We start from the raw sequence: 19,319 nt of genomic DNA, 5'->3' as shown, positions 1-19,319 counted from the left end.
CGGCGGTGTGCCGAGCGGTGCCGCCTGCCCGAGATACGGAACAGCCCACCCATCTCACTTAGGAGCCATGGATGCCCGACTCCGGGACGTCCCCCCTGCGGTCGGCCCTTCCCGGCACCGCTCTCCGGCCGCCCCTGCCGACCGGACCGTCGCTGCCCTTCGGACCCGGCGCCCGGACCTCCGTACCGGAGCCGGCCGCGGCCGCACCGGCCGGGGCCGGGGCCGCCACGGTCCCGGGACCCAACCCCGCCCTCGACCGGATCGTCCGCGGCCCGAGCGGCATGGGCACGGCAGTGCTGCACCCGGCCCGGCGCGAAGGGCCGCCCGTCCCGTCCGCCGCGGCGGACCCGGCGGCGGCAGCCGTCCCGTCCGCGCGGCCGGGGACGGAGGCCGCTGCGGCGGAGGGCCGGCCGATCCCCGGTCTCTACCACCACCCCGTGCCGGAGCCCGACCCCGTCCGTGTGGCGGAGGTCAGCCGACGGATCAAGCGGTGGGCGGTGGACGAGGTCGAGGCCTACCCCCCGGAGTGGGAGGACCAGTTCGACGGCTTCTCCGTGGGCCGCTACATGGTCGCCTGCCACCCGGACGCCCCGACCGTCGACCACCTGATGATCGCCACCCGGCTGATGGTCGCCGAGAACGTCGTCGACGACGTCTACTGCGAGGACCACGGAGGCTCGCCGGTCGGCCTTGGAGGAAGGCTTCTGCTGGCCCACACCGCCCTGGACCCGCTCCACACGACGGCGGAGTACCAGCCGCTGTGGGCCGAGTCCCTGCTCTCGGACGCCGCCCGCCGTTCCTACCGCTCGGCCATGGCGTACTTCTCCGAGGCCGCCACCCCCTCCCAGGCCGACCGGTTCCGCCACGACATGGCCCGGCTGCACATGGGGTACCTCGCGGAGGCGGCCTGGGCGCAGACGGACTACACGCCCGAGGTGTGGGAGTACCTGTCGATGCGGCAGTTCAACAACTTCCGCCCCTGCCCCACCATCACCGACACCGTCGGCGGCTACGAGCTGCCGCCGGACCTGCACGCCCTGCCCGCCCTGCAGCGGGTCATCGCGCTCGCCGGCAACGCCACCACGATCTCGAACGACCTCTACTCGTACACCAAGGAGCTCAAGAGCCCCGGCAAACACCTGAACCTGCCGGTGGTGATCGCCGAGCAGGAAGGTCTCTCCGACAAGGAGGGCTACCTCAAGGCGGTCGAGGTCCACAACGAGCTCATGCACGCGTTCGAGGCCGAGGCCGCCGCGTTGGCCGCCTCCTGGCCCGACCCGCGCATGCTCCGCTTCCTGCGGGGCGTGGCCGTCTGGGTCGACGGCAACCACTACTGGCACATGACCAACACCTACCGCTACAGCCTGCCCGACTTCTGGTAAGGAATGGACCCATCCGTGACCACTGAGATCACTCCCACCCTTGGCGCCTCAGCATTCATCCCGGCCCCGGCGACGCCCTACCAGGGCGACATCGCCCGGTACTGGAACGAAGAGGCCCGGCCCGTGAACCTGCGCCTCGGCGATGTCGACGGTCTCTACCACCACCACTACGGCGTCGGCCCCGTCGCCACGGAGGCCCTCGGGGACCCCGCCGACAGCACGTACGAGAAGAAGCTGGTCGCCGAGCTGCACCGGCTGGAGTCGGCCCAGACCGACGTACTGCTCGACGGCCTGGGCGCCATCGGGCGCGACGACACGCTGGTCGACGCCGGCTGCGGCCGTGGCGGCTCGATGGTGATGGCCCACCAGCGCTTCGGGTGCAAGGTGGAGGGCGTCACCCTGTCGGCCAAGCAGGCCGACTTCGCCAACCAGCGCGCGCGTGAGCTGGGCATCGCGGACCACGTCCGCGCCCGCGTCTGCAACATGCTCGACACGCCCCTGGAGAGCGGCTCAGTGTCCGCCTCCTGGAACAACGAGTCCAGCATGTACGTCGACCTGCACGACCTGATGGCCGAGCACTCCCGCATCCTCAAGGTCGGCGGCCGCTACGTGACCATCACCGGCTGCTGGAACCCGAAGTACGGCCAGCCGTCGAAGTGGGTCTCGCAGATCAACGCCCACTTCGAGTGCAACATCCACTCGCGGCGCGAGTACCTGCGCGCCATGGCCGACAACCGTCTGGTCCCGCAGACCGTCATCGACCTCACCCCGGACACGCTGCCCTACTGGCGGCTGCGGGCCACGTCCTCCCTGGTGACGGGTATCGAGGAGGCCTTCATCAAGTCCTACGAGGACGGGTCGTTCCAGTACGTGCTGATCGCCGCCGACCGCGTCTGACGCCCGGTCCGGGCCCGTGATCCGTCGGGCCCGGACAGGTCGGGGAGGGTCGGGGAGGGTCGGCTACCAGATGGAGTTGACCCACTCCGGGTGGTCGATGAACGGGTTGCGGTTGTGCTGGTAGGTGTCGTAGATGACCTGGTTGCGGCGCTGCTCGAAGGCGTCCGGCGGGTCCTGCTGGTTCCACTGCTTCAGCACGCTGATCCGGCCTATCGCCGGTGCGCTGCCGTTGTCGACCTTGTCGTTGACCTCCAGGTCGGCGAAACCGTCACCGCCGTCGTAGCGCACCGCCATGTACAGCAGCATCCGCGCGACGTCGCCCTTGACCGCGTCCCGGGGCTCGAAGGAGTCGGCGTCGGTGTAGCTGCCCGGGGCCTCCGCCACCGGGCTGCCGCCCATGTCGAAGTCCTTGTTGCCGCGCGTGCTGTTGACGGTGACGTCTTCGGGGCGCAGGTGGTGCAGGTCGGTACCCGGGCCGGTGGCGGTGCCGAAGTCGCCGTGGCTCTTGGCCCAGACGTGCTCGCGGTTCCAGTCGTTGACCCCGCCGCCGTTGCTCGACTTGGACTGGGAGCGGCCGGAGTAGACGAGGATGACGTTGTTGGGGTTCGCCGGGTCCTGGTCGGTCACCTTCAGCGCGTTCCACACGCCGTCGTACGTGACCTTGGACTGGTTCTTGATGATGTTGTGCAGGGCCGTCTTCAGCGCGGCGCCGGTCTTGCCCTCGGCCGCGGCGTAGTACGCGTCGACCGAGCCGACCGAGCCGGCCGGGGCGGCCGCGGCGTGGGGTGCCGCCGTCCGCTGGCCCGCCGTGGCGGTGGCCGGTACGAGCAACAGCGCGGCGGCCGCCGCGGCGGCCGCCCAGGGGGTGGTACGGGAGATTCTCATGACGTGGGGGACACCTCTCCACACGCACCGTCCCCACCATGGCAGTTGGCGGGGTGTCAGGTGGCAGAGCGAGAGTCACATTGTCATGTGCCCAACAGGTAAAGGCCATGTGTCGGGGGCGCGGACCTTGGGGTTTGCCGTCCGGCCGGCTCGGGCACGGTAGCGGTGGCCTCGGCAGGGCCGAGGTGACCGTGAACAGTCCTACCGGGAGCAGCCCATGGCAGCGAAGATCCTCATCGTGACCGGCGACGCGGCGGAGTCGCTGGAGGTCCTCTACCCCTACCAGCGCCTGCGCGAGGAGGGGTACGAGGTGCACATCGCGGCCCCCTCGGTCAAGAAGCTGCGCTTCGTCGTGCACGACTTCGAGGAGGGCTTCGACACCTACACGGAGAAGCCCGGCTACACCTGGCCGGCCGACATCGCCTTCGCGGACGTAGTTCCCGAGCAGTACGCCGCCGTGGTCGTCCCCGGCGGGCGCGCGCCGGAGTACCTGCGCAACGACCCCGACGTGCGGCGGATCCTGGCCGCCTTCGCAGGGGCCGACAAGCCGATCGCGCAGATCTGCCACGGACCGCTGATCACCGCCGCGAGCGGGGCCCTGGACGGCCGCCGGGTCACCGCCTACCCGGCGCTGGAGCCGGACATGAGGGCGGCGGGGGCCGGTTTCGAGGACTCCGAGGCCGTGGTCGACGGCACCCTGGTCTCCGCCCGCGCGTGGCCCGACCACTCGGCGTGGATGCGGGAGTTCCTCACGGTGCTGCGGGCCAAGGCGCCGCTGGCGTAACCGTCAGCCGGTCCCTTCGAGGTTGGCGCACATCCGGGCGAGGACGCCGACGGTGGCGAGGTACTCCTCGTCGGTGACCCCGGCGGCCACGCGGCCCCGGGCCGCCATGACGAGCCGTTCGGCGTCCGCGTGGCCCCGGTCTCCCGCGGCGGTGAGCGCGTACGTCCCGGAGTCCGGGTCGAGGGCGATCCAGCCGCGGGCGGCCAGGGCGGAGGTGACCTCGTCGAGGGTGATCGCGTCCCGGTCCCAGAACGGGAGCAGCCGCTCCGCGAGGCCGGCGGGGTCCCGCGGGCCGTCGGTGGTGAGGGCGTGCAGGACCTGCCAGTGGCGCCGGGTGAGGTCCTGCGCCGCGAGGACCAGGTCGAACTCCCGGTCGATCAGGGCGTCGAGGTGCTTGAGGTAGTAACCGATCGGCTTGAGCCGCGACGGGGTGGTCATGACCGTCCGCCTCCCCCATGAAATATGAAAAGTGACAAGTGGTTGTCGATGAGTATCCATCTGGAGGCGGGCATGGGGAAGGCCGACGCGGGCGCGCGCACCGACGTGGCGCGGATCGAGCGGGCCATGGTCTCGATGCGGCGCAGCGTCACCCGGCGCACCCTCGCCCGCCTCGCCGGAGCCGGTGCGGACCAGGGCGGCGGTCCGGCGTTCGACGTCCTGGACGTGGTGGAGGCGGCCGAGGAGGCGGGGGAGCCGGTGGGCGTACGGGGCGTGGCGGACGCCCTGCGCGTCGACCAGCCCCGGGCCAGCCGTCTGGTGACGGCGGCGGTGGCGGCGGGCTGGGTGCGGCGGGGCGCCGACCGGACGGACGGACGGCGCGCGCCCCTGGCCGTCACGCCCGCCGGGCGCGTGGCGCTCGACGAGGCGCACGCGCTGCGGCGGGCGGTGGTGGAGCGGGTGACGGCGGACTGGTCGGACGGGGAGCGCGCCGAGTTCGCCCGGCTGTTCGCGCGCTTCACGGAGGGCTTCCGGGAGCTGGGCCGCGACCGCTGAGCCCCGCCGTCCCCGGAGGGGCCCGCGCGGCCCCTCCGTCGCGGCGAGGGGAGTCAGCTGCCCGTCGTGACCTGGGGTGCCGGCTCGTACTTGTAGTTCGCCGGCCCGAAGTTCTTCTTCACGGCCGCTTCCCAGGAGCCGTCCGAGACCATCTTGGTGAGCGCCGTGTTGATCTTGCGCTGGAGGTCGTTGTCGCCCTTCTTGACGCCGATGCCGTAGTTCTCGTTGCTCAGCCGCAGGCCCACCAGCTTGAACTTGCCCTCGTTGCCCTTCCTGGCCGAGTACCCGGCGAGGATGGAGTTGTCCGTGGTCATCGCGTCGACGAGGCCGTCCTGGAGCGCGACGAGGCACTCCGAGTAGCCGCCGAGCTCCAGCACGCTGGCCTTGGGCGCGAGGTTGTTCTTGACGTTCTCGGCGGAGGTCGATCCCGTCACCGAGCACAGCTTCTTGGTGTTGAGGTCCTCGCCCTTGGTGATCGAGCCGTCGTCGGCGCGGACCAGCAGGTCCTGGTGCGCGACGAAGTACGGCCCGGCGAAGTCGACCTTCTCCTGCCGCTTGGCGTTGATCGAATAGCTCGCCGCGACGAACTTGACCTCGTTGTACTGGAGCAGCAGCTCACGGTCGGAGCTGTACACCTGCTTGAACTCGATCTCGTTCGGCTTGTAGCCCAGCTCCTTCGCGATGTACGTGGCCACGTCGACGTCGAAACCGGTGAAGGTGCCGTCGGCCTCGCGCATGCCGATGCCCGGCTGGTCGAACTTGATCCCGATGGAGAGGGGCTCCTTCGGGGCGTCACCACCACAGCCGGAGGCGGTGGCGGCTAGGGCGATCACAGCGGCGACCGCACCGGCCTTGGGAACCTTCATGCTGAACTCTTTCCTCGGGAACGCGGTCCCACGGGGGGGAATCGCGGGAACGGGGGGCACGCGCAACCGCGGGGGCGTCATGGCACGTGTATGAGGAAGCTAGGAAGGTGACGGGCACAGCGTCACTAGATCTGAGTAAAACTTGAGGATAACGATCCGGTCCGGCCGGAGGATCTTCGCCGGTCCCGGGTCGTCACAGGAGATAGGGGGGCCGGGCGTGTGGCGGACGAAGTGACGGGCGGGGCAAGGGTCGAGGGGAACACGCTCCTGTTGGGCGACGGAGCACGTATCCGGTTCATCCGGACATTGCGCCTCCCGGAGTCGGGGACGCACGCCCTCCCGCCCGGCCTGGGGGAGTTCCCGCTGCGGCGTGTCGAGGACTACCCGGACACCGTCCCGCCGCAGTGGCGGGCCAAGGGCGGCGTGATGCTGCCGGTGTACCTGCGCGAGGCGATGTGGCTCGGCTTCGGCGGCTCGCGGGAGCCCGCCGCCCTGCAGGTCGGCGTCGGCAAGGTGTGCGCCGTCTCCGGCGAGCGCTGGACGGGGCGGCTCTCGCGGAGGCCCCAGAACTACGTGGTGCTGCCGCGCCAGCCCTGGCTCGACGGGATCAACTCGGGCGACGGGACGGTGCGGCAGTTCGTGGCCGTGCCGCTCGGCCTCGGCGCCACGGTCGAGGGGCAGGTCACCGGCGAGGAGACCATCGGCGGGGTGCAGCTCCAGGCGTTCGCGCTGAACCCCCGGGAGCTGGCGAAGTGGCGCGAGGCCGAACGGGAGCGCGCCCTGCGGGCCCGCCCGTCCGCCCCCGGCTCCGCGCCCGCCGGCTTCGGCTACGGCGCCCCTGCGCCGGCGCCGATGGCGGCCGCCCCCGCCTCCGTCCCCCGGGCGTCGGCCCCGGCGATGGGGCTCGGCGTCGGCGGGACGATGCGTCAGGAGGTCTACCGCGACGACCGCCGGCCCGCCGACTGGTCCGACCGGCCGGCCGCGCGGGTCTTCGTCCACCTGGTGCCCCCGCCCGAGTGGCGCCGCATCACCGGCGAGGACGCACCCCCGTCGCCTGTGGACCGGGCCGCCTACACCCGGGCCGGCCTGCCCTGGTACGACTACTACGACGAGACCGGCACCGACCTCCCGGCCGCCGGACCGCTGGGCGCCGTCAAACCGGTCGGCGAATGGCTCGGCGACGACCACGCCCCGTGGGTCCCCCCGGTCCCCGGCCAGGTGACCCCCCTCGGCAACGCGCCGCGGCCCGGCGAGCCGGTGCAGGACGGGGACTGGTAGCCGGGGGACGGCCGCCGGGGCGGGTGGACCGGTCACCGCCCCGGCCTGCCGGGATCTTTCAAACTGGTGATCGATTTTCGGCCGTCGTGTCGGTATGATCACCGCAGCAAGGCCGTAGCGCAGAGGTCGTCGCGCCCAAGCATCGAGCTGGAGGACGTCGGTTCGAATCCGACCGGTCTTGCGTCTCCTTCCGACCGCCGTACCGCCGCGTCCGCGTGCCGGCGCGGCGTCGTACACGCAGTCAACGAAGTGGTGGGTCGCCGGGCGCCGGCGAGGAAACCGGTGGAGTGGTGATGACACAGCCGACGCCCGTACGGTGCCCCGCGATCGAGCACCCCGACATGCCCCTCGCGGATCCGACGGCCCTGGACCCGCTGCTCGCCCGCCTCGCGGACGTCCGGCCCGTCGGGGCCGACGAGACCTTCCCGCTCGGCACCCTGCGCGCCGACGGCCGCCTGGACCTCTGCAAGCAGGGCCTCGGCCCCGCCGGAGCGGCCCGGCTGCTGCCCGCCGCCATCGCCTCCCCGCACGCCGCGCACCTGCTGCTCGGCACCAACGCCCTCACCGACACCGGCGCCGCCGCCCTGGCCGAAACCCTCACCCGCGCGGGCACCGGACACGGGGTGCACACCCTCTACCTCGGCTGCAACCGGATCGGCCCGGACGGAGCGCTCGCCCTCGCCGGAGCCCTCGCCGAGGACACCACCGTCCGCGCGCTCTGGCTCAAGCGCAACCCCCTCCACGCCGACGGCGCCCGCACCCTCGCCGCCCTGCTGCGCCGCAACACCACGCTGCGCACCCTCGACCTGGTCAACACCGGCATCGGCGCCGACGGCGTACGGCTGCTCCTCGACGCGCTGCTCACCCGGGGGGCGCCGCTGGAGCGGATCTTCCTCGGCGGCAACGGCCTCACCGCCGCCGACGCCCCGCTGCTCGCCGCCCTCATCCGCGACGCCGGGGTGCGCGAGCTGTACGTGCCCGCCAACCACCTCGGGGACGAGGGCGCCGCCGTCCTGGCCGCCGCCGCGGCGGACGCCGGCCCCGCCCGCCCGGTGCGCCTCGGTCTCGGCGGCAACGGCATCGGCGCCGCCGGAGCGCGCGCCCTCGCCGACGCGCTGGGCGGCATCGAGTCGCTCGACCTCGGCCGCACCATGTCCGAGCGCAGCCTCGGCTCGACCGGCAACGACCCCGGGGACGAAGGCGCGTACGCCCTGGCCGCCGCCCTCCCCGGCAGCCCGCTGCGCCGCCTGGAACTGCGCCACACCGGCCTCACCGGCCGCGGGGCCAAGCACCTCCTCGCCGCGCTGCCCGACGACAGCCCGCTGGAGCACGTCGGACTGGGCCCCGGCCTGCCCCGCCGCGTCAAGCGTTCCTTCACCGAACGGCTGCGCCCCGCCCGCGCGGCCCACCCGGACCTCCGCGCCATCGGCAGCGTGTACCGATGAGCCCCGACCTCCGCGCGCCCGGGGCCCTTTCGCCCGAGGCGGCGGGCTCCTGGCTGCGGGTCCGCCGCTACGCCGTACCCGCCTGGATGATCGAGCGGGCCACCCGGCACCGCCTGGCGGGGGACTGGCGGGCCGCCTGCGCCGCCGCGTCCGTCGAGATCGGCTTCGACCCGGCGGCCCTCGGCTCCCGCCACGGCGCCGCCGTGGCCGACGCGGTCACCGAGGACCTGCGCCACTTCGCCCCCGACCTGCTGCGATGGCACCTCCCCCGGGTCCACGGCGGGCGCACCACGCTCGCTCCGAGCCGCCGGGTCCTGCTGGCCTCCTACGCCCCGGACGGCGGGCCCCGCCGGGGACGCGGGGTGCCCGTGCTGCACGTCACCACCTTCGGGATGGTCGACGGCCCGCAGCGGCTGCGGCTGCAGTGCGCGCCGCTGTCCCCGGACCACACGGTCGGCAGCCGCATCGACTGGACCACCGAGGACTGGACGGCCGCCCGCCACTTCTGGGACGTACGGCGCACGGCCGAACTCCGCTCCCGCTACGGCCCGGCCGACAGGCTCCCCTTCTTCCGCCCCGACGGCACCCCGCTCGGCGACGGCGAACTGCCCACCGCCGACCCGGGACCCGCCGACGCGGCGGGCCGCGTCGAATGGGCCGCGGTCCTGGCGGCCCGCGGTGACTTCATCGAAGCCTTCGCGGCGTCCGGTACGGCGCTGGACCTCGAAGTGCCGGAGCGGTCGGTCAACTCGCCCGAACGGGCCCTCGCGGCACTGGCGGCCTCCGGCACGGACCCGGCGCGGCTGCTGTCCGAGGTCCGGCTGCTGGCGGCGGCCGGCGCCGGGAAGCGTTTCCGGTACGTTCCCGACTGGCGTTGCCGCGTCATCCTGGAGCTCCCCGGCACCCCGGCGGGCCAGGGCCCGGACCCCGCCCTGCCGTTGCGCGTGCGCCTCGCCGAGCCGGACCAGCTGCGCGGGGTGCCCCGGCTGCCCGAGTACGCCTGGCACCCGCTGCCCGACCTCCAGCTGCTGCGGACCGGCCGGATCGCCCCGAGCGCGCTGCACCCCCTGGTCACCGCCGCCCTCTTCCCCGGCTCGGGTCCGGCCCAGGGGCCGCCCGGCCCCGCCGCGCCGCAGCCCGTGCGGGTGCGGTGCACCGGCGTCTGGCACGAGGTCCGCTCGCGGGGCGGCGTACTCGACGTGCCGCACACCGCCCAGGAGCAGCAGCGCGAGAGCGCCCTGCGGGCCTTCGGCGGGACCGTTTCCGGCTGCTTCGCCGTCCGCGAGGCGTGGACCTCGGGTCAGGGGAGGCTCCCGCGCGCCCTGCGGGCCGAGCGCCGGGACCTCTTCCTGCGCGCCGAACACGGGGACGCCCCCGGCGTGCTCCACCTCCTCGACGCGGGTGTCGACCCCCACGTCCGGGACGGCAAGGGCCGCACCCTGCTGCACCTGCTGCCCCAGCTGGAGCACGAGGAACTCCTGCCCCGGCTGCTGGCGGCCGGACTCGGTCTGGAGACCGAGGACGTCGCCGGCCGTACCGCGCTGCTGGCCGCCGTCCGGGACGGCGGCACCGCCGGCCTCGTCCGGGCGCTGATCGACGCCGGGGCACGCCTCGACGTGACCGACGAGGCCGAGATGTCCCTGAGCCAGCTGGTGCGCCGCTTCCGGCGCACGGACCTGACCTTCGTGCGGGAGCTGGTGGACGAGCGGTACCCGGACATCGGAGCCGACTACTTCGACGAGTACATGGAGTGGCGGGACGAGGAGGAGGCCGGCGAGGAGCGGCAGGACGCCTACGAGGGGGACCCCCTCGACGGCGACGAAGAGTCCGAAGGAAGCGACGGAGAACGGGAAGGGGCCGGGGACCGGTGAGCACCGCGCAGGCACAGCACCACCCGGCCGGCCCGCTGGCCGCCGCCGACGCCCTCAACGCCCGGCTCGGCGCCACCCGTACCGAGCCCGCCGTCCTTCCCCAGCTCGAAGCCCTGGCCCTGGCCGTGACGGCCAACCAGCCCGTCCTGCTGTGGGGCGAGCCCGGCATCGGCAAGTCCGCCGGCATGGAGCGGCTGGCCGCCACCCTCGGGGTCGGGCTGGAGACGGTCATCGCCAGCGTCCACGAGCCCTCCGACTTCGCCGGGCTGCCGATCGTCGGCGACGACCCCGCCACCACCGGCGTCCCGATGGCCCCGCCGGACTGGGCGGTGCGCCTGGCCCGCACCGGACACGGACTGCTGTTCTTCGACGAGTTGTCCTCCGCCCCGCCCGCGGTCCAGGCCGCCCTGCTGAGGGTCGTCCTCGAACGCCGCGTCGGCAGCCTGGTGCTGCCCGAAGCCGTACGGATCGTCGCGGCGGCCAACCCGCCGTCCAGCGCGGCGGACGGCTGGCACCTGAGCCCGCCGCTCGCCAACCGGTTCGTCCACCTCGACTGGACGCACGACCCGCGCACGGTGGCCCGCGGCATGGCCGGAACCTGGCCCGAGGCGCCCATCCCCACCGTGGACCCCGCGCGGGCGGCGGGTGCCGCCGCCCGGGCCCGGGGCGTGGTCTCCGGCTTCCTGACCGCCCGGCCGGGCCTCGTCCACCACCTGCCGGACGACGCCGAGGGCCGCGGCCGGGCCTGGCCCTCCCCCCGCACCTGGGAGATGGCGCTGCGCCTCCTGGCCACCGGGTACGCGGCCGGGGCGAGCGGCGAGGCGCTGTCCGCCGTGCTCACCGGGGCGGTCGGCGACGGGGCGGGCCTGGAACTGCTCTCCTACCTGGAGCACCTCGACCTGCCCGACCCGGAGCGGGTCCTCGCGCACCCGGAGGCCTTCGCGCTCCCCGAGCGCGGCGACCGCCAGCTGGCCTTCCTCATCGCCGTGGTGGCCGCCGTGCAGAGCGACCCGACGCGCGCCCGCTGGGAGGCCGGCTGGGTGGTGCTCGCCAAGGCCGTCGACGCCGGGGTGCCCGACGTGGCCGCGCGGGCCGCCGCCGACCTGGCCGCGATGCGGGAGCCGGCCTGGCCCGTACCGGCCGGGATCGACGCCTTCGTGGAGCTGCTCCAGCTCGCCGGCTCCCTGCCCGGCGCCCGCTGACGGGGCGCCGCGCCGTGCAGGAGGAACCGCCGTACCCGGACCCGGAGCGGTCCCCGGACCCGGATCCGTACCCGGACCCGGATCCGGACCCGGATCCGTCCCCGGGCCCGGTCCTGGACCGGGCGAAGCTGCTCGCCGCCCGGTACGCCGCCGCCGAGGCCCGCCCCTACCTCGCCTCCGCCCTCTACGCCCTCACCGTCGTTCCCTCCCCGGGCCCGTCCGGGGTGGCCACGATGGGCGTCGACCGGCACTGGCGCTGCTACGTCTCGCCCGCGTTCGTCGAGCGGACCCCCGTACCGGAGCTGGCGGGCGTGTGGATCCACGAGGTGGCCCACCTGCTGCGCGACCACCACGGCCGCGCCGACCGGCTCCCGCCGGCCGACCAGCGCGATCCGGTCCGGATCAACATCGCCCAGGACTGCGAGATCAACGACGACCTCCTCGCCGACGGACTGGCCCTGCCCGCCGGGCGGATGGAACCCCGCCTCTTCGGCCTCTCCAAGGGCGGGCTGTTCGAGGAGTACCTGCCGGGGGTTCCCGCGACCCCGCCGCACGGCGTGGACTGCGGCTCCGGGGCACACGGGATCGCGCGGCCGTGGGAGGCCGGGCCGGGCGGGGGAGAGGGGCGGACCCCCAGCGGGATCGGCCCGGCGGAGGCGGAGGCCCTGCGCCGCGCCACCGCGCAGGCCATGCGGGCCCACCAGCGCACCCGAGGCACCCTTCCCGCCGGCTGGGACCGCTGGGCCCGCGAGGTGCTGGAGCCCACCGTGGACTGGCGCCGCGCCCTGTCCGGGGCGGTGCGGGAGGCCGCGGCCTGGGCGGGCGGCGCCGTCGACTACACCTACCGGCGCCCCTCGCGCCGCACGCCCGCACTCGGCGGCCGGGTCGTGCTCCCGAGCCTGCGCCGCCCGCTGCCGAGGGTCGCGATCGTCATCGACACCTCCGGGTCGATGGGCGAGGAGGAGCTCGCGGCGGCGCTGGGCGAGGTCACCGGCGTGCTCCGGGAAGTGGGGGTCGGGGGCAACCGGGTCGCCGTCCTGGCCTGCGACGCCGACGTGCACACCGTGGCCCGGGTGACCCGCGGCGGCCAGGTGGAACTGGCGGGCGGTGGCGGCACCGACATGCGGGTGGGCATCAGGGCCGCGCTGTCCCTGCCCGACCGGCCGAACGTCGTGGTCGTCCTGACCGACGGGTACACCTCGTGGCCGCAGGAGCCGCAGTCCTGCCGGCTGATCGCCGCGCTGATCGGGGCGGACGCCCCGCAGCCGCCGCACTGGGTGGAGACCGTACGCGTCGACCTCACCCGGTGACCGTCCGGACTGGCCGGGAACATACGGTGCTTCGCCCCGTGATCACCTGCGCGTGACAGCATGGCAGGGCGGCACGGGCCAAAGCGGCCGGGCGGAGGGGGAGTTCGATGAGTGCGGTACGCAAGAGTCTGGCCAAGGTGGAGATAGCGCTGCGCTGGGATCCCAGCCCGGCCGGTACCCCCGCCAACGACCTGGACATCGTCGCGGCGGTGTACGCGGCCTCCGACCCGTACGGGGAGCCGGTCTACCTCGTGCACTTCGGCAGCCGCGCCCCCGACGGCACCATCACCCTGACCCGGGACAGCCGTACCGGGCAGGGCTTCGGCTTCGACGAGGTGATGACCCTCGAACTGGACCGGCTGGCGCCGGAGCTGGGCCGGGTGGTGGTCGGCGTGGTGATCCAGGACGCCGGTCCCGGCGCGGAGCCCGTCCGCAGGACCTTCGGCGGGGTGGCCGGCAAGGGGCTGCGGATACGCGAGGGTTACACCGACCTCGCGACCGGCGACTTCGCCGAGGTGGAGCACGCCACGGCGGCCACCGTCGCGGAGTTCGTCCGGGACGGCGCGGGCGGCTGGGCGCTGGACGCGCGTCCGCGGGGGTTCGACGCGGACCCGGAGGAGTTCGCCCGGGTCATGGGCGCCGCGCGGGGCTGATCCCGCGCGTCCCGCGCACGGAAGGTTCCGGCAGCCTCTCGGACGGGGCGGCGGCCACTCTGCTCGGGAGTGACCGCCGCCCCGTCCGGGTGGCGCGCTGCCGCCGTCCCCACGAGGCAGCGCGAGCAGGTCGCCGTCCGGTCATCGTGGACGGCGGCCCACCGGTATGGGGGTCAGGGGGAGATGCCGAGCGACGGCAGCAGGGCCGCGTCGACGAACCTGACCAGGTAGTCGGCGTCCGCGTAACGCCCCTCCAGCACCGGCCGGATCCGCAGCACGCCCATCAGCTGCGCCGGCAGGAACTCCACGGCCGGATGGTCCGGGGCGATCTCGCCCCGCGCCACCGCCCGCGCCACGATCGCGTCGAAAGCAGTCAGCTCCGGTTCGACCAGGGCCTCGCGCAGCGCGCCCTGGAGCTCCTCGTCGCTGAGCACCGCGTGCCCGAGCGCCTGGGTGAGGCGGGTGTCGCGGCCCGAGGTGCAGGCGGCGATCAGGGCGGCCTCGCGCAGGTCGCCCGCCAGGGTGCCGGTGTCGACGCTCGCCAGCGTCCGGTCCCCGCGGCTCGCACGGCTCGCCCGCAGAGCGGCGGCGACCAGCCGGGGCTTGGTCTTCCACTGCCGGTAGAGCGTGGACTTGCCGCAGCAGGCGCGGGCCGCGATGCCCTCCATGGTCAGGGCCTCGTACCCGTGCTCCCGCAGCTGCTCCAGGACGGCGTCGTAGAACTCCTGCTCGCGCTCCGGGGTGATCTTGGAGCGGCGCGCGGTGACCTGCGGCGTCGACGTCATGGGTGCGCTCTCCTCGCGATCTCCTGGGCGGCCGGTTCCGGTGTGTCCGAGTGTACGGCTACGGAGGCGTATCGGTACACCCGCGTATCGATACGCGAATGTATCGATACACTGGCGTGTCGATAGGAAGCGGGTCCGGACCCGACGGGAGACCGCCGGGGACCCGTGGCCACACCCGAAAGAAGTGAGACCGGGGGATGACCTCCCACACCACGCCCGCCCGGCCGGCCGCCGGGAAGCGGGACGCGCGCCGACGGCTCATACGCGAGCTGCTGCTCGTCGCGAGCCTGTTCGCCGTCTACAAGGCGGGCCGGATGCTCTCGACGGGCCGCACCGACGAGGCCCTGCGCAACGCGGACCGCGTGTGGGACGCCGAGCGCGCCCTGCACCTGCCCGGCGAGGGCGTCGTCCAGCGACTGCTGATGCACTCGGACGCCCTCGTGCACACCGCCAACACCTACTACGCCGCCGTGCACTTCCCGGCGACCGCGCTGTTCCTGGTCTGGCTGTACCTGCGCCGCCCCCGGCACTACCTGTGGACCCGCCGGGTGCTCGCCGTCCTCACCGGTGCCGCGCTCGCCCTGCACCTGTCGTTCCCGCTCGCGCCCCCGCGGATGCTCGGGGCCGCGCACCTGGTGGACACCGGGCAGGTCTACGGGCCCACCGTCTACCGCGCCGAGGCGGCCGCCGACACCGTGGCCAACCAGTTCGCCGCGATGCCCTCGCTGCACTTCGGGTGGGCGCTGATGCTGGCCATCGGCATGATCGCGGCGACCCGGTCGCGGTGGCGCGCGCTGTGGCTGCTGCACCCGCTGGTCACCCTGCTCGTGGTGGTCGGCACGGCCAACCACTACTGGCTCGACGCGATGGTCGCAGCCGCCCTCCTCGGCGCGACCCTCCTGCTGATCCCCCGCCCGACCCCCGCACGGGCCGGCGCGAAAACCCACACCGAAGTCCCGGTCCCTGCCCCGGTCCCTGCCTCGGCCCCGACCCCTGCCCCGGTCCCTGCCCCGGTCCCTGCCCCGGTCCCTGCCCCGGCCCCGGCCCCCGCCGTGCCGTCCGGGGCCGGCCTGCCGGTGTCCGTGCCCGCCGCCGTCGTGTCCGTCGGGGGTGGGCAGTGAACGCCACCGCCCTCGCCGTGGCGTTCTGCCTCGCCTCCGCCGTGACCTACGCGGCCGCCGCCGTCGCCCAGGAGCGGCTCGCCCGCCGTGCCGTCGCCCGTACCGCCGCCGCGCTGCTCGGCAACGGCGCCTGGTGGTGGTCGGCGGGGCTGAACGCCGCGGCAGCGCTGCTGCACGCCGCCGCCCTGCGCTACGGCCCCCTCACCCTGGTCCAGCCGCTCGGCGCGCTCACCCTGGTGGCCGCCGTACCGCTGGGCGCGCGCGGCGCCGGACGGCGGGTCGCCGCCACCGAATGGCGGGGCACCCTGGCGACCGTCGTCGGGCTCGGTCTGCTGCTGCTCCCCGCCTCCGGCCCGGCGCCCGACGACACCCTCACCCTCGCCGAGGCCCTCGGCGTCTCCGGCGCCACCGCCGCCGTGATCGTCCTGCTCACCGCCCGCAAGGACCCCCGGTCGGGCCTGCGCCACGCCACCGCCTCCGGACTGGCCTCCGCGGCCGCCTCCGCCCTGACCCAGACCGTCGCCGTGGCGGGCGGCCGGGGCGGCGCCCTGCTCAGCGGCCGGGTGGTCACGGTCGGCCTGCTCGTGGTGGTGTTCGCCGTCGGCGGGATGCTGCTCTCGCAGCGCGCCTACCGGGGCGGCCTCGGAGCCCCCCTCGCCGTGGTCAACCTGGCCAATCCGCTGTCCGCCGCCGCCATCGGGATGATCCTGCTCGGCGAACGCATCCAGGGCGGTGCCCTCGGGATCCTGCTCGCCGTCGCCGGAGCCCTCGCCGCCACGCGCGGGGTCCTGCTGCTCACCCGCACCCCGCCCGGCGTCCCGGCCCCGCCCCGCCCCGCCGAAAGCAGGCCGCTCCGGCCGGTCATGTGACAGCATGATCCGCATGGCTGACGCTGACCGGTCGTACCTCTCCCTGTGGTCCAGGAACTCCGTCCTCTCCATCGGCTCGGTGGGCTCCGTGCTCTCCATCGGCTCCGTCGGCAGCGCGCTGTCCGTCGGCTCCTTCGGGTCCACGCTCTCGCTGTGCTCGGCGGCCTCCTGGCTGAGCGTGGGCTCCGCCTTCTCCGCCCGCTCCAGCCTCTCCCTGTTCGGCTACCGCTCCCGCGGCGGCATCGCGGTCGTCGGCGCCGTGACGACCGCGGCCCTGGCCACCGCGCTGCTGCGCGCCCGCCGGGCCTGAGAACCGTTCCGCCCCCGGTGGCGTCTCCCCCAGGAGAGACGCACACCAACGAGCGGAGTGAACGACCATGGGCATCATCGGCTGGATCATCCTCGGCCTGCTGGCCGGAGGCATCGCCAAGGTCCTGCTGCCCGGCCGCGACCCCGGCGGCCTCATCGGCACCACCCTCATCGGCGTCGTCGGCGCCTTCATCGGCGGCTGGCTCTCCGCGAAGTTCCTGGACCACCCGATCCAGAACCAGTTCTTCGACCTCGCCACCTGGGGCTCCGCCATCGCCGGCTCCCTCGTGCTGCTCATCGGCTACCGCATCCTCTTCGGCAACTCCCGCGACTGAGGCCGCACACCGCATTGCCTACGCTGGGCCCGCACGGCGCGACGTACGACAGCTGCGAGGAGCCCCGCACCATGAGCCCCCACCCGGTCACCCCCGTCCCCACCGCCGACCTCTACGACGAGTACGGCGAGGACCTCGGCATCTGTGCCACCCCCTTCCGCCGGATCGGCGGCCGCCGGCTGTTCGCCGGGCCCGTGCGCACCCTGCGCTGCCACGAGGACAACGCCCTGCTGCGCCAACTGGTCCACACCCCCGGTGAGGGCGCCGTCCTCGTCGTGGACGGCGGCGGCTCGCTGCGCACCGCCCTGGTCGGCGACCTCCTCGCGGGGGCGGCGGCGGCATCCGGGTGGGCCGGACTGATCGTCAACGGTGCCGTCCGCGACAGCGTCGCCCTCGGCGAGCTCGACCTGGGCGTGCAGGCACTGGGCACCTGCCCCCGCAAGAGCGGCAAGACCGGTGCGGGCACCGTCGACGAACCGGTCACCATCGGCGGCGTCACCTTCCGGGCCGGGGACACGGTCCACGTCGACGACGACGGCATCGTCGTCCTGCCCGCCGGGCACTGAAGCGGGCCGCCGCACCGAGGCGCGGGCGCCGCACGACGGGCGCCGGCGCCGTACGTTTTGCGCCACCAGGGCCCCCCGGGACCTGGCGGCGGAGGGCCGCGACCGGTTTCACTGCGGGCCCATGAGACGACACAGGATCAGGATCATGGGCCTGCTCGGCGCGCTCACCCTCGCCGCCGGGGTCCTGGCCGGACCGGCCGCGGCGGCGGGCACCACCCCGCCCGCCGAGTTCGGCACCGACTGGCACGACCCGCTCACCGCCGCCCCGCCAGTGGAACGGCCCCCGACCCGCTCCTGCGAGGTGACCCTCGCCGAAGCACAATTCCGGGACTTCACCCCCTACCGGGGGAACTACACCCCACCCGCCGCCTGCGGCCGCTCCGACTGGGCCCAGGTCGTGCTGCGCCTCGACGGCAAGGTCAAGGGGCGTCAGTACGACCGCCTGGGCAACCTCACCCTCGGCGGCGTGGAGATCCTGCGCACCTCCACCCCCGAGCCGTCGCCCGACGGCATCGAGTGGTCCGTGGAGAAGGACGTCAGCGCGTACCGGGACACCCTCGGCCGCCCCCAGCCCGTCGAGATGCTGATCGGCAACGTGGTCGACGACACCTACACGGGGGTCATCGACGTCAAAGTCACCCTGACCTTCTATGCCGCCGAGGGCCGCACCCCGCCCGCCGACGCCCCCGACCTGGTCCTCCCGCTCACCACGCCCGCCGTCACCACCCCGCGCAACACCGAGCGGCTCCTCGCCGAGGTCTACGCCACCGGCTCCGGAGGCGGCTGCGAGGAGTACTGGTACCTGACCGTCCCCGATGCCGCCCCCTACTCCTGCAAGGCCGCCGACGGGCCCTACCGCGAGGTCCGGATCTCCGTCGACGGACAGCTCGCGGGCCTCGCCGCCCCCTTCCCGACCGTCTGGACCGGCGGCTGGTCCAACCCCTTCCTCTGGTACGTCACCCCCGGCCCCCGCGCCTTCGACGTCCAGCCCCTGCGCTACGACCTCACCCCCTACGCCGCCCTCCTCAACGACGGCCGCCCGCACCGGATCGAGGTCTCCGTCGCCGGGGTGCCGGCCGGCCAGAGCGGCTGGAGCACCCCCGCCAACCTGCTCCTGTGGCAGGACCACGGCCGCCCGGTCGTCACCGGAGCCCTGACCCGGCACGAGGAGGGTGCCCCGGAGGGCGGCACGCACTGGACCCCCGCCCCCGCCCCCGGCGCCGAACACCGTCTGGACACCGAGGGCGGGCACCGCCTCATCGTCACCGGGCACCTCGACACCTCCCACGGCCGGGTCACCACCACCGTCACCCGGGCCGTCCGCGCCACCTCCGCCCACCGCTGGACCGAGGGGGAGGACCGTGACGCCCTCACCGCCTCCTGGAGCGACGAGGAGAGCGTCACCCGGGGCGCCACCACCACCCGCACGCAGCGCGCCTACACCATGGACGGCGAGACCACCCTCGGCGCCGCGGACCGGCTGCGCACCGTGCTGTCCCTCGGCGACCGGGCCGACACGGTCACCCTGCGCGGCGGCCGCGAGATCGACCGCACCCGGCTCGACGACCGGTACACCGGCGACGCCTCGTACACCGCGAACGTCCCGCGCGAGCAGCGGCACGCCGTCGGCACCACCACCGCCCGCTACCGGCTGTACGGAGCCACCGCGGGGGACGGCTGTTACGACCGTACGGTGGGCACCGCGCAGGGCGCCGTGACGGTGGACCGCCGCCGCTGCTGACACCGGCGGCGCCTACGATGACGCCCC

General features: G+C 74.4%; 20 protein-coding genes and 1 tRNA gene. 17 read left to right on the top strand and 4 right to left on the bottom strand.

Translation table 11 applies throughout. The features are described from left to right. Positions 1 to 71 precede the first annotated feature (71 nt). Both SLAV_RS04745 and SLAV_RS04740 read left to right on the top strand, forming a co-directional pair. Positions 72 to 1,382, top strand: a complete 1,311-nt coding sequence (locus tag SLAV_RS04745; RefSeq protein WP_078950304.1) for a family 2 encapsulin nanocompartment cargo protein terpene cyclase — start codon at positions 72 to 74, stop codon at positions 1,380 to 1,382. Positions 1,383 to 1,397: 15 nt separating this feature from the next. After that, entirely contained in the window at positions 1,398 to 2,279 is an 882-nt protein-coding gene (locus SLAV_RS04740; protein WP_037687180.1) for a geranyl diphosphate 2-C-methyltransferase, read from the top strand. 63 nt (positions 2,280 to 2,342) lie between these two features. Here SLAV_RS04740 and SLAV_RS04735 read toward each other — a convergent pair whose 3' ends face one another. Next, entirely contained in the window at positions 2,343 to 3,164 is an 822-nt protein-coding gene (locus SLAV_RS04735) for an endonuclease I family protein (RefSeq protein WP_030229717.1), read from the bottom strand. A gap of 217 nt (positions 3,165 to 3,381) precedes the next feature. Here SLAV_RS04735 and SLAV_RS04730 point away from each other — a divergent pair, with 217 nt between their 5' ends. Continuing rightward, a complete protein-coding gene (locus SLAV_RS04730; RefSeq protein WP_030229718.1) occupies positions 3,382 to 3,948 on the top strand; it encodes a DJ-1/PfpI family protein in 567 nt (188 codons plus the stop codon). A 3-nt stretch (positions 3,949 to 3,951) separates the two neighbouring features. Here SLAV_RS04730 and SLAV_RS04725 read toward each other — a convergent pair whose 3' ends face one another. Continuing rightward, positions 3,952 to 4,386, bottom strand: coding sequence for a MarR family winged helix-turn-helix transcriptional regulator (locus SLAV_RS04725; protein WP_030229719.1), 435 nt, complete (start codon positions 4,384 to 4,386; stop codon positions 3,952 to 3,954). Positions 4,387 to 4,434: 48 nt separating this feature from the next. Here SLAV_RS04725 and SLAV_RS04720 point away from each other — a divergent pair, with 48 nt between their 5' ends. Beyond that, positions 4,435 to 4,941 (top strand): MarR family winged helix-turn-helix transcriptional regulator, encoded by a 507-nt coding sequence (locus SLAV_RS04720; RefSeq protein WP_234333566.1) that lies wholly within the window; start codon positions 4,435 to 4,437, stop codon positions 4,939 to 4,941. A gap of 53 nt (positions 4,942 to 4,994) precedes the next feature. Here SLAV_RS04720 and SLAV_RS04715 read toward each other — a convergent pair whose 3' ends face one another. Further along, the gene (locus SLAV_RS04715) at positions 4,995 to 5,807 is read right to left on the bottom strand and encodes a glutamate ABC transporter substrate-binding protein (protein WP_030229721.1); all 813 of its coding nucleotides are present in this window, start codon (positions 5,805 to 5,807) and stop codon (positions 4,995 to 4,997) included. A 219-nt stretch (positions 5,808 to 6,026) separates the two neighbouring features. Here SLAV_RS04715 and SLAV_RS04710 point away from each other — a divergent pair, with 219 nt between their 5' ends. From SLAV_RS04710 to SLAV_RS04685, 7 genes are all read left to right on the top strand, one after another. After that, on the top strand, positions 6,027 to 7,085 hold the full coding sequence (locus tag SLAV_RS04710; RefSeq protein WP_030229722.1) for a hypothetical protein: 1,059 nt from the start codon (positions 6,027 to 6,029) through the stop codon (positions 7,083 to 7,085). A 108-nt stretch (positions 7,086 to 7,193) separates the two neighbouring features. Next, positions 7,194 to 7,266, top strand: a tRNA-Arg gene (locus SLAV_RS40880). Positions 7,267 to 7,378: 112 nt separating this feature from the next. Next, a complete protein-coding gene (locus SLAV_RS04705; protein WP_030229723.1) occupies positions 7,379 to 8,530 on the top strand; it encodes a leucine-rich repeat domain-containing protein in 1,152 nt (383 codons plus the stop codon). After that, the gene (locus tag SLAV_RS04700; RefSeq protein ID WP_063760292.1) at positions 8,527 to 10,401 is read left to right on the top strand and encodes an ankyrin repeat domain-containing protein; all 1,875 of its coding nucleotides are present in this window, start codon (positions 8,527 to 8,529) and stop codon (positions 10,399 to 10,401) included. The genes SLAV_RS04705 and SLAV_RS04700 overlap by 4 nt, the downstream gene beginning before the upstream one ends. Continuing rightward, entirely contained in the window at positions 10,398 to 11,603 is a 1,206-nt protein-coding gene (locus SLAV_RS04695) for an AAA family ATPase (protein ID WP_030229725.1), read from the top strand. Before SLAV_RS04700 ends, SLAV_RS04695 begins: the two co-directional genes overlap by 4 nt. A gap of 113 nt (positions 11,604 to 11,716) precedes the next feature. Further along, on the top strand, positions 11,717 to 12,913 hold the full coding sequence (locus tag SLAV_RS04690) for a vWA domain-containing protein (protein WP_030229726.1): 1,197 nt from the start codon (positions 11,717 to 11,719) through the stop codon (positions 12,911 to 12,913). Between the two features lie 107 nt (positions 12,914 to 13,020). Further along, a complete protein-coding gene (locus SLAV_RS04685) occupies positions 13,021 to 13,566 on the top strand; it encodes a TerD family protein (protein WP_030229727.1) in 546 nt (181 codons plus the stop codon). A gap of 173 nt (positions 13,567 to 13,739) precedes the next feature. Here SLAV_RS04685 and SLAV_RS04680 read toward each other — a convergent pair whose 3' ends face one another. Then, positions 13,740 to 14,351, bottom strand: coding sequence for a TetR/AcrR family transcriptional regulator (locus SLAV_RS04680; protein ID WP_030229728.1), 612 nt, complete (start codon positions 14,349 to 14,351; stop codon positions 13,740 to 13,742). A 197-nt stretch (positions 14,352 to 14,548) separates the two neighbouring features. Here SLAV_RS04680 and SLAV_RS04675 point away from each other — a divergent pair, with 197 nt between their 5' ends. From SLAV_RS04675 to SLAV_RS04650, 6 genes are all read left to right on the top strand, one after another. Then, positions 14,549 to 15,472, top strand: coding sequence for a phosphatase PAP2 family protein (locus SLAV_RS04675; protein WP_051840827.1), 924 nt, complete (start codon positions 14,549 to 14,551; stop codon positions 15,470 to 15,472). Continuing rightward, on the top strand, positions 15,469 to 16,341 hold the full coding sequence (locus SLAV_RS04670; RefSeq protein ID WP_051840829.1) for a hypothetical protein: 873 nt from the start codon (positions 15,469 to 15,471) through the stop codon (positions 16,339 to 16,341). The genes SLAV_RS04675 and SLAV_RS04670 overlap by 4 nt, the downstream gene beginning before the upstream one ends. Positions 16,342 to 16,354: 13 nt before the next feature. After that, positions 16,355 to 16,651 (top strand): hypothetical protein, encoded by a 297-nt coding sequence (locus SLAV_RS04665; protein ID WP_037687210.1) that lies wholly within the window; start codon positions 16,355 to 16,357, stop codon positions 16,649 to 16,651. Between the two features lie 67 nt (positions 16,652 to 16,718). Next, positions 16,719 to 16,985 (top strand): GlsB/YeaQ/YmgE family stress response membrane protein, encoded by a 267-nt coding sequence (locus SLAV_RS04660; RefSeq protein WP_030229732.1) that lies wholly within the window; start codon positions 16,719 to 16,721, stop codon positions 16,983 to 16,985. A gap of 71 nt (positions 16,986 to 17,056) precedes the next feature. After that, positions 17,057 to 17,551, top strand: a complete 495-nt coding sequence (rraA, locus tag SLAV_RS04655; RefSeq protein ID WP_030229733.1) for a ribonuclease E activity regulator RraA — start codon at positions 17,057 to 17,059, stop codon at positions 17,549 to 17,551. A gap of 121 nt (positions 17,552 to 17,672) precedes the next feature. Next, on the top strand, positions 17,673 to 19,292 hold the full coding sequence (locus tag SLAV_RS04650) for a peptide-N4-asparagine amidase (RefSeq protein ID WP_234333567.1): 1,620 nt from the start codon (positions 17,673 to 17,675) through the stop codon (positions 19,290 to 19,292). Positions 19,293 to 19,319: the final 27 nt, after the last annotated feature.

Source organism: Streptomyces lavendulae subsp. lavendulae (assembly GCF_002803845.1).
GTDB classification, from domain to species: domain Bacteria; phylum Actinomycetota; class Actinomycetes; order Streptomycetales; family Streptomycetaceae; genus Streptomyces; species Streptomyces lavendulae.
The sequence above is the reverse complement of the archived record's forward strand: the minus strand, read 5'-3'. Positions and strand labels throughout refer to the sequence as shown.

Bases quoted from the DNA above. Each gene is read 5' to 3' on its own strand.
- SLAV_RS04705 (WP_030229723.1), top strand. From the start codon at position 7,379: ATGACACAGCCGACGCCCGTACGGTGCCCCGCGATCGAGCACCCCGAC.
- SLAV_RS04675 (WP_051840827.1), top strand. From the start codon at position 14,549: ATGACCTCCCACACCACGCCCGCCCGGCCGGCCGCCGGGAAGCGGGAC.
- SLAV_RS04745 (WP_078950304.1), top strand. From the start codon at position 72: ATGCCCGACTCCGGGACGTCCCCCCTGCGGTCGGCCCTTCCCGGCACC.
- SLAV_RS04685 (WP_030229727.1), top strand. From the start codon at position 13,021: ATGAGTGCGGTACGCAAGAGTCTGGCCAAGGTGGAGATAGCGCTGCGC.
- SLAV_RS04660 (WP_030229732.1), top strand. From the start codon at position 16,719: ATGGGCATCATCGGCTGGATCATCCTCGGCCTGCTGGCCGGAGGCATC.
- rraA (WP_030229733.1), top strand. From the start codon at position 17,057: ATGAGCCCCCACCCGGTCACCCCCGTCCCCACCGCCGACCTCTACGAC.
- SLAV_RS04715 (WP_030229721.1), bottom strand. From the start codon at position 5,807: ATGAAGGTTCCCAAGGCCGGTGCGGTCGCCGCTGTGATCGCCCTAGCC.
- SLAV_RS04680 (WP_030229728.1), bottom strand. From the start codon at position 14,351: ATGACGTCGACGCCGCAGGTCACCGCGCGCCGCTCCAAGATCACCCCG.
- SLAV_RS04700 (WP_063760292.1), top strand. From the start codon at position 8,527: ATGAGCCCCGACCTCCGCGCGCCCGGGGCCCTTTCGCCCGAGGCGGCG.
- SLAV_RS04720 (WP_234333566.1), top strand. From the start codon at position 4,435: ATGAGTATCCATCTGGAGGCGGGCATGGGGAAGGCCGACGCGGGCGCG.
- SLAV_RS04730 (WP_030229718.1), top strand. From the start codon at position 3,382: ATGGCAGCGAAGATCCTCATCGTGACCGGCGACGCGGCGGAGTCGCTG.
- SLAV_RS04650 (WP_234333567.1), top strand. From the start codon at position 17,673: ATGAGACGACACAGGATCAGGATCATGGGCCTGCTCGGCGCGCTCACC.
- SLAV_RS04725 (WP_030229719.1), bottom strand. From the start codon at position 4,386: ATGACCACCCCGTCGCGGCTCAAGCCGATCGGTTACTACCTCAAGCAC.
- SLAV_RS04735 (WP_030229717.1), bottom strand. From the start codon at position 3,164: ATGAGAATCTCCCGTACCACCCCCTGGGCGGCCGCCGCGGCGGCCGCC.
- SLAV_RS04665 (WP_037687210.1), top strand. From the start codon at position 16,355: ATGGCTGACGCTGACCGGTCGTACCTCTCCCTGTGGTCCAGGAACTCC.